Source organism: Rhizobium sp. P2_G2, from assembly GCF_056403555.1.
Map to the genome: position 1 here is coordinate 1 of NZ_JBFUFF010000181.1, position 7,483 is coordinate 7,483.

The 7,483-nt window shown below is 58.7% G+C and carries 7 protein-coding genes and 1 pseudogene; 7 read left to right on the top strand and 1 reads right to left on the bottom strand.

Annotated elements, in window-relative coordinates:
* The coding region (locus AC1D06_RS40980) for a methyl-accepting chemotaxis protein (RefSeq protein WP_477991174.1) at nt 1–1,458 on the top strand (1,458 nt) is incomplete at its 5' end.
* Between the two features lie 124 nt (nt 1,459–1,582).
* Here the strand turns inward: AC1D06_RS40980 and AC1D06_RS40985 are convergent.
* Nucleotides 1,583–2,335 carry an IS6 family transposase gene (locus AC1D06_RS40985; RefSeq protein ID WP_477991176.1) on the bottom strand — a complete coding sequence of 251 codons (753 nt, stop codon included), beginning with the start codon at nt 2,333–2,335 and terminating at the stop codon, nt 1,583–1,585.
* A gap of 83 nt (nt 2,336–2,418) precedes the next feature.
* On the opposite strand from AC1D06_RS40985, the pseudogene AC1D06_RS40990 reads away from it, so the two are divergent.
* The 6 genes and pseudogenes from AC1D06_RS40990 to trbJ all read left to right on the top strand — a co-directional run.
* A pseudogene (locus AC1D06_RS40990) lies at nt 2,419–2,796 on the top strand (acyl-homoserine-lactone synthase); the annotation flags it as partial.
* Between the two features lie 3 nt (nt 2,797–2,799).
* Complete coding sequence (trbB, locus tag AC1D06_RS40995) at nt 2,800–3,771, top strand: P-type conjugative transfer ATPase TrbB (protein WP_477877327.1); 972 nt, start codon at nt 2,800–2,802, stop codon at nt 3,769–3,771.
* Nucleotides 3,761–4,138 carry a TrbC/VirB2 family protein gene (locus AC1D06_RS41000; protein WP_477877328.1) on the top strand — a complete coding sequence of 126 codons (378 nt, stop codon included), beginning with the start codon at nt 3,761–3,763 and terminating at the stop codon, nt 4,136–4,138. The genes trbB and AC1D06_RS41000 overlap by 11 nt, the downstream gene beginning before the upstream one ends.
* On the top strand, nt 4,131–4,430 hold the full coding sequence (locus AC1D06_RS41005; protein WP_477877329.1) for a conjugal transfer protein TrbD: 300 nt from the start codon (nt 4,131–4,133) through the stop codon (nt 4,428–4,430). Before AC1D06_RS41000 ends, AC1D06_RS41005 begins: the two co-directional genes overlap by 8 nt.
* 10 nt (nt 4,431–4,440) lie before the next feature.
* On the top strand, nt 4,441–6,897 hold the full coding sequence (locus AC1D06_RS41010) for a conjugal transfer protein TrbE (RefSeq protein ID WP_477877330.1): 2,457 nt from the start codon (nt 4,441–4,443) through the stop codon (nt 6,895–6,897).
* Nucleotides 6,869–7,483 (top strand): P-type conjugative transfer protein TrbJ (gene trbJ / locus AC1D06_RS41015; protein ID WP_477991178.1); only part of this gene is annotated, 615 nt, incomplete at its 3' end. The genes AC1D06_RS41010 and trbJ, both read left to right, overlap by 29 nt.

Below are 7,483 nucleotides of genomic sequence, written 5' to 3' on the forward strand. Positions count from 1 at the left end.
AAACTAAAGAATGCGGAGGATGCGGGTAAACTCAATGCCTTGTCGCGTGCGCAGGCCGTTATTGAGTTTACGCCGGCCGGGGAAATCATCACTGCCAACGAGAACTTTCTGGCGACCCTCGGCTACAGCTTGAGCGAAATCCAAGGCAAGCATCACTCAATGTTCTGCGAGCGCGACTACACTGGCTCAGAAGAGTATCGGCGGTTTTGGCAGCGGCTTGCCGGAGGCGACTTCATCGCCGACGAATTCACGCGTATCGGCAGGGGCGGCAAACGGGTTCACATCCAGGCTTCCTACAATCCGATTTTCGATATGAACGGCAAAGTGTTCAAGGTTGTCAAATTCGCCACGGATATCACTGCGCGGGTTGCCAACGTGGATCAACTTGCCACCGCTTTGAAAGCCTTATCCGGAGGCGACTTGACCCAGACTGTTGGAACGGCCTTTATCCCCGCGCTTGAGACGCTGCGCCTGGACTTCAACAGTGCGACCGACAAGCTTCGTTCGGCCATGCAGGCGGTCGCCGAGAACGCAAGCGGCATTGCGGCGGGGACGGCACAGATTCGTTCCGCGTCCGACGATCTGGCCAAGCGGACGGAGCAACAGGCAGCTTCGGTTGAGGAAACGGCCGCTGCGCTTGAAGAGATCACCACCACGGTCGCCGATTCCAGCCATCGCGCCCAGGAGGCCGGCGATCTCGTCGCAAAGACACGAGACAACGCCGAGCGGTCCGGATCTGTCGTGCGCAATGCCGTCGATGCCATGGGCAAGATCGAAGCGTCATCCTCGGAAATCAGCAACATTATAGGCGTCATCGATGAGATTGCCTTTCAAACGAACCTGCTGGCTCTGAATGCCGGGGTGGAAGCCGCCCGCGCCGGCGAGGCCGGTAAGGGCTTCGCTGTCGTCGCCCAGGAAGTTCGCGAGCTTGCCCAGCGCTCTGCCAAAGCGGCGAAGGAGATCAAGGAACTCATCCGCGCTTCCAATGAGCATGTGAAGAGCGGCGTCAATCTTGTCGGGCAGACGGGCGAGGCGCTCCAGGAGATTGTCGGACAGGTGCAGCAGGTCAGTGGCAATGTAACCGCGATCGTAGAAAGCTCGAAGGAACAGGCAACCGGCCTCAAAGAGATCAACACGGCCGTCAATACCATGGACCAGGGCACGCAGCAAAATGCCGCCATGGTTGAGGAAACAACAGCGGCCGCACACAGCCTCGCGAGGGAAGCCGACAGTCTGTTTCGGCTTGTGAGCCAGTTCCAGATCGGTGCCACTCTCTCGCATCCTGGCCATGCGCAAACACATCCGACTACGGTCGCCGGGGCAAGACCTACTTCGGTGTCATCGGCGCCCCCAAGGTCCAGACCCATTGCCTCACCGGCCCGTCAGATGACTGCCAAACTTGCAAACGCCTTGAGCGGCGGCGCTGTAGCCGCCGGTGCGTCCTGGGAGGAATTCTGATTGACGCAGGCGCGGGATAGCGCCTTCGATCTGTAAAGAAGTACTTGGGCGATGTCCGACCTCCGAACTGGGCCTGTCGCAAACGTTATCGGAGCGCGCGATTCTCCCCTGAGCATCTTCATTTTCATGCTTTGTTAACCTTTTGCAGTCCGAAGAGGCGCGCAAGCAAATCGTTCTGGTCATTGACAGTCCAGCCGCCGGAAAAGCCAAAGCCTTTCCTCAACCACAGCATCGCCTCGAAACCCGCGATGGTTCGCCGCGCCGTGTTGAAGGATTGGAAGCCACCGATCTTTGGCATGTTTTTCTTTACCCGGAAATGGTCACTTTCGATGCCTTGCTGGAGGTGCTTGGTGACATAGTGGACGGGATCGGGATGTAGAAGCCCATCTTCAACCGACGTTTTGATCGTTGAAGGGAAGGTGTTGGCCCCGTCCGTCCCGATCCTGTTCGGCGACAACAAGGGTTCATCTTTGAGCATCTTGCGGAAGAACCGCTTGGCGGCGTCGAGATCGCGCTTAGAGGTCAGCAGGAAATCCACCGGATTGCCGTGTTTATCGATGGCTCGGTACAGATAGCGCCATTTGCCGCGGATCTTGACGTAGGTCTCATCGATTCTGACCGAGCCGCAATGGGGTCGCCGAAACTGCCGCAGCCGTTTTTCGATCATCGGCGCATAAGCCAATACCCAGCGGTTGATCGTGCTATGATCGACCTCAAAGCCCCGCTCGCGAAACATCTCTTCCAAGTCACGATAGCTGAGCGGGTAGCGCAAGTACCAGGCAACTGCCTGTACAATCAGCCATGCCTCGAAATGCCTGCCTTTGAAATCATCTTTCGACTGGCGCTTCAGCTTCTCGGCAATGGTATTCAGAATCATGGCTCGCTCCGCAACTTTCGAAGCGGCAAATTCCATGCCTACGGTCAACATACGGTTAAGCCCGAAAATTTGCGACAGGCCCCTTCCCACAGCTCCTCCACACTGGTCACCTTGCCTCTCATCAACGCATGATCGAAAGCTCACGATTTTGCGTCGACACTGCTTTCATCGAGGGGAGGGCAGGGGGCTCGCTTCACAATGCGACCTTGGCGATGTTTGCCGGCATCGTCGAGTGGTGCATGCTGAACGGCTATTCCGAAATCGCGACCGCAACCGATCTCCGGTTTGAGCGGATCCTCAAGCGCGCCGGCTGGCCAATGCGCCGCCTCGGCGCCCCGGTAATGATCAATGAAACACACAGTGTCGCTGGCGTCCTCGCAGCCGACCGCGCCAGCTTCGATCTTCTCCGTCCACAAACCTATCGCTCTTCGTTCGCCATCTCTAAACAGAAGGCAGCGTGAGACATGATGAGCTCACACCATCGCTCACTCGCGCGCCTGGTCAGCAAACTCCAGAATGCCCTCGGCGATCGCCTTTGTGTCGCACTCGAGGATCCAAGTGTGGTTGAGATCATGCTCAATCCGGACGGCAAGCTCTTCATCGAGAGATTGGGGCACGGAATCGCGGCCGCAGGCGAGATGCCACAGGCCGCCGCAGAAACCGTCATTGGCAGTGTTGCCCATGTCCTCAACTCTGAAGTCGATGATCGAAGCCCCATCATTTCCGGCGAACTGCCGATTGGCGGCCACCGGTTCGAAGGATTGTTGCCGCCGGTCGTCGCTGGACCTTCGTTTACGATCCGGAGGCGCGCGTCACGACTGATTCCGCTCGACGACTATGTTTCGAACAAGACGATGACGGCAAACCAAGCGGCAATCATCCGGAGCGCCGTCGCCTCGAAACTCAACATCGTCGTGGCCGGCGGCACAGGTTCGGGCAAAACGACCCTTACCAACGCTATCCTCGGTGAGATCGTTCTTCAGGCACCTGAAGACCGGCTAGTCATTCTCGAAGACACTGCGGAAATCCAATGTGCAGCCGACAACGCCGTATGCCTGCATACGAGCGATACCGTCGATATGTCGCGTCTGCTGAAAAGCACGATGCGACTGCGTCCCGACCGCATCATTGTGGGAGAAGTCCGCGATGGTGCGGCGCTTACGTTATTGAAAGCCTGGAATACCGGTCATCCGGGCGGGATAGCGACAATACATTCGAACACCGCACGCTCAGCCCTGCAGCGGCTCGAACAGCTAACCGCTGAAGCCAGTCAGCAGCCGATGCAGGCTGTCATCGGCGATGCCGTCGATCTCGTCATTTCAATCGAGAGAACGCCCAAGGGACGGCGGGTTTCGGAAATCCTCCATGTCAGCCGCTTTGTGGGCGGGCAGTACCAAATCGAACCCTACGCAGAGGAAGCACTCGATGCAGCTTAAATGGAAATTCAGTTCGCTTAGTTTAGCCGCTATCGGTTTGGTTCTTCTGGCTTTCCCCGCACTCGCCAGTTCAGGCGGCAGTCTTCCGTGGGAAAGCCCTCTGCAGCAGATCCAGGCATCCATCACAGGTCCTGTTGCGGGTGCCATCGCCCTGGCTGCCGTCGCGATCGCCGGCGGCATGCTGATCTTCGGCGGCGAACTGAACGACTTCGCCCGGCGGCTCGTCTACATCGTGCTTGTCGCCGGCATCCTACTGGGTGCGACAAACATTGTCGGCTTGTTCGGCGCAACCGGCGCATCGATCAGTGCTGTCGATAATCAGTTGGCACCTCCGCAACCGAATGGCGGGGAGGTTGGTCATGGCTGAGTCATTCACGGGCCTTCAACGAAATCGGATTCATCGCGCTCTTTCACGCCCGAATCTCCTGATGGGCGCCGATCGGGAATTGGTCCTGATCACCGGTCTCGCCGCTGTCATTCTAATCTTCGTTGTGTTGACCACTTATTCCGCGCTCTTCGGCGTGGCTGTGTGGATCGTGATCGTCGGCGCGCTTCGCATGATGGCCAAATCAGATCCTCTGATGCGTCAGGTGTATATCAGGCACATTTCCTACAGACCTTATTACAAGCCAACCGCTTCGCCTTGGCGCAAATACTGAGGAGGCCGTTTTGGTTGCTCTTAAACGCTTTCGTGCCACCGGCCCATCCTTTGCGGATCTCGTTCCCTATGCCGGTCTAGTCGACAATGGCGTCCTTCTTTTGAAAGACGGAAGCCTGATGGCCGGCTGGTATTTTGCCGGGCCTGATTCCGAAAGTGCCACCGACCTCGAGCGCAACGACCTGTCGCGGCAGATCAATGCAATTCTGTCGCGGCTCGGAAGCGGCTGGATGATCCAAGTCGAAGCCGTCCGGGTCTCGACCTTCGACTATCCATCGAATGACCTCTGCCATTTCCCCGATGCCGTCACACGTGCGATCGACGCGGAGCGTCGGGCGCATTTCGAGCGAGAGCGGGGACATTTCGAGAGCAAGCACGCGCTGGTCCTGACCCATCGGCCGCTTGAGTCCAAAAAGACGGCTTTGAGCAAATACATCTATTCCGACGAGGAGAGCCGCAAGCAGACCTATGCGGACACGGCGCTATTCATCTTCAGGAACGCGATCCGCGAGATCGAGCAATACTTCGCCAACACCGTTTCGATTCGGCGGATGGAAACACGTGAGGTTCGCGAGAGGGGAGGGGTGCGCATCTCCCGCTATGACGATTTGCTCCAATTCGTCCGCTTCTGCATCACCGGCGAGAACCACCCGATCCGACTTCCAGATGCTCCCATGTATCTCGACTGGGTTGCCACTGCGGAACTCGAGCACGGGCTGACTCCCAAGGTCGAGAACCGTTTCCTCGGTGTTGTCGCACTCGACGGCCTGCCGTCGGAGAGCTGGCCCGGGATTCTCAACAGCCTCGACCTGATGCCACTCACCTATCGCTGGTCGTCGCGCTTCATCTTCCTCGATGCGCAAGAGGCGCGCCAGAAGCTTGAGAGGACGCGCAAGAAGTGGCAGCAGAAAGTCAGGCCTTTCTTCGACCAACTTTTTCAAACGCAAAGCCGGTCAGTCGATCAGGACGCGATGACGATGGTCGCTGAGACGGAGGACGCGATCGCGCAAGCGTCATCGCAGCTTGTTGCCTACGGCTATTATACGCCCGTGATCGTTCTCTTCGACGGCGATCGCGAAGCGCTGCAGGAAAAAGCCGAGGCGATCCGAAGGCTGATTCAGGCCGAAGGATTCGGGGCAAGGGTCGAAACGCTCAATGCCACCGACGCCTATCTTGGAAGCCTGCCAGGCAACTGGTACGCCAACATTCGCGAACCCCTGATCAATACGAGCAACCTCGCAGACCTGGTCCCGCTCAATTCGGTCTGGTCGGGAAGCCCGGTCGCACCATGCCCATTCTATCCTCCGAATTCGCCACCGCTGCTGCAGGTCGCCAGCGGCTCGACGCCGTTCCGGCTCAACCTGCATGTCGACGACGTCGGCCATACTTTGGTATTCGGACCAACCGGCTCTGGGAAGTCAACGCTTCTGGCACTGATCGCCGCCCAATTCCGGCGCTACGAACGCGCGCAGATATTCGCCTTCGACAAGGGCAGCTCCCTTCTGCCGTTGACGCTGGCCGCCGGCGGCGATCACTACGAGATCGGCGGTGACCATGCGGAGGAGGGGAACGCCTTGGCTTTCTGCCCGCTCTCGGACCTTGCCACCGACGCAGACCGTGCCTGGGCCACCGAATGGATCGAGATGTTGGTGGGGCTGCAGGGCGTCACCATCACGCCCGATCACCGCAACGCAATCTCTCGGCAGGTAGGCCTAATGGGCGGCGCACCCGGGCGCTCGCTGTCGGATTTCGTGAGCGGGGTGCAGATGCGTGAGATCAAGGACGCGTTGCATCATTATACGGTCGATGGTCCCATGGGCCAGCTTCTCGACGCCGAGACCGATGGGCTAACGCTCGGTGCCTTCCAGACTTTCGAAATCGAGCAACTGATGAACATGGGCGAGCGTAATCTCGTGCCCGTCCTCACCTATCTCTTCCGCCGCATCGAAAAGCGCCTCGACGGCTCGCCAAGCCTGATCGTGCTCGATGAAGCATGGTTGATGCTCGGCCACCCGGTGTTCCGAGCCAAGATCCGCGAGTGGCTGAAGGTTCTTCGCAAGGCCAATTGTGCGGTTGTGCTTGCCACACAGTCCATTTCAGACGCAGAGCGCTCCGGGATCATCGACGTGCTGAAAGAATCCTGCCCGACGAAGATCTGCCTTCCGAATGGAGCCGCCCGCGAGCCCGGCACCCGCGAATTCTACGAGCGGTTCGGCTTCAACGCGCGCCAGGTGGAGATCGTTTCGAACGCCATTCCCAAGCGAGAATATTACGTCGTCTCCCCTGAAGGCCGGCGGCTGTTCGACATGGCGCTCGGTCCCGTGGCGCTTAGCTTCATCGGTGCATCCGGCAAGGAAGACCTGAAGCGCATTCGAGCGCTTCGTGCCGAATACGGCCGCGACTGGCCGATTCACTGGCTTCAGATGAGAGGAGTTCACGATGCCGCATCGCTGCTCAACGTCGAATAGAATGATCGCCGCTCTCGCGGCCATTGCCCTGGCGATCGGCAGTACAGTGCCCGCCGATGCCGGCACCGCCACCGGTGCTGCGACCGAATGGACGCAGGTGCTGAACAACGGGGAGCTTGTTGCCCTGGTTGGAAAATCCGGCGAGCAAATCCAGAACCAGCTCACTCAGATCAATCAGTTGGCACAGCAGATCGAAACGCAGTTGAACATATATCAGAACCTGCTGCAGAACACTGCAACCCTTCCGTCGCATATGTGGGGGCAGGTCGAGAGTGACCTCAGTCAGCTCCGGAGCATTGTCGATCGGGGCCAGAGCATCGCATTCTCGATGGGCAATGCCGACGACGTGCTGCAGCAGCGATTCCAGAGCTATTCGACGCTGCAGACCAATCTGCCAAACAATGAAACCTTCTCCTCGACCTATCAAACCTGGTCGGACACCAACCGCGACACGATTGCGAGCACGCTGAAGGCGGCAAGCCTCACGGCCGATCAGTTCGACAGCGAGGAAAACACCATGTCCTCACTGCGGTCCATGTCGGAAACGGCCGACGGCCAGATGAAAGCTCTGCAGGTGGGCCACGAG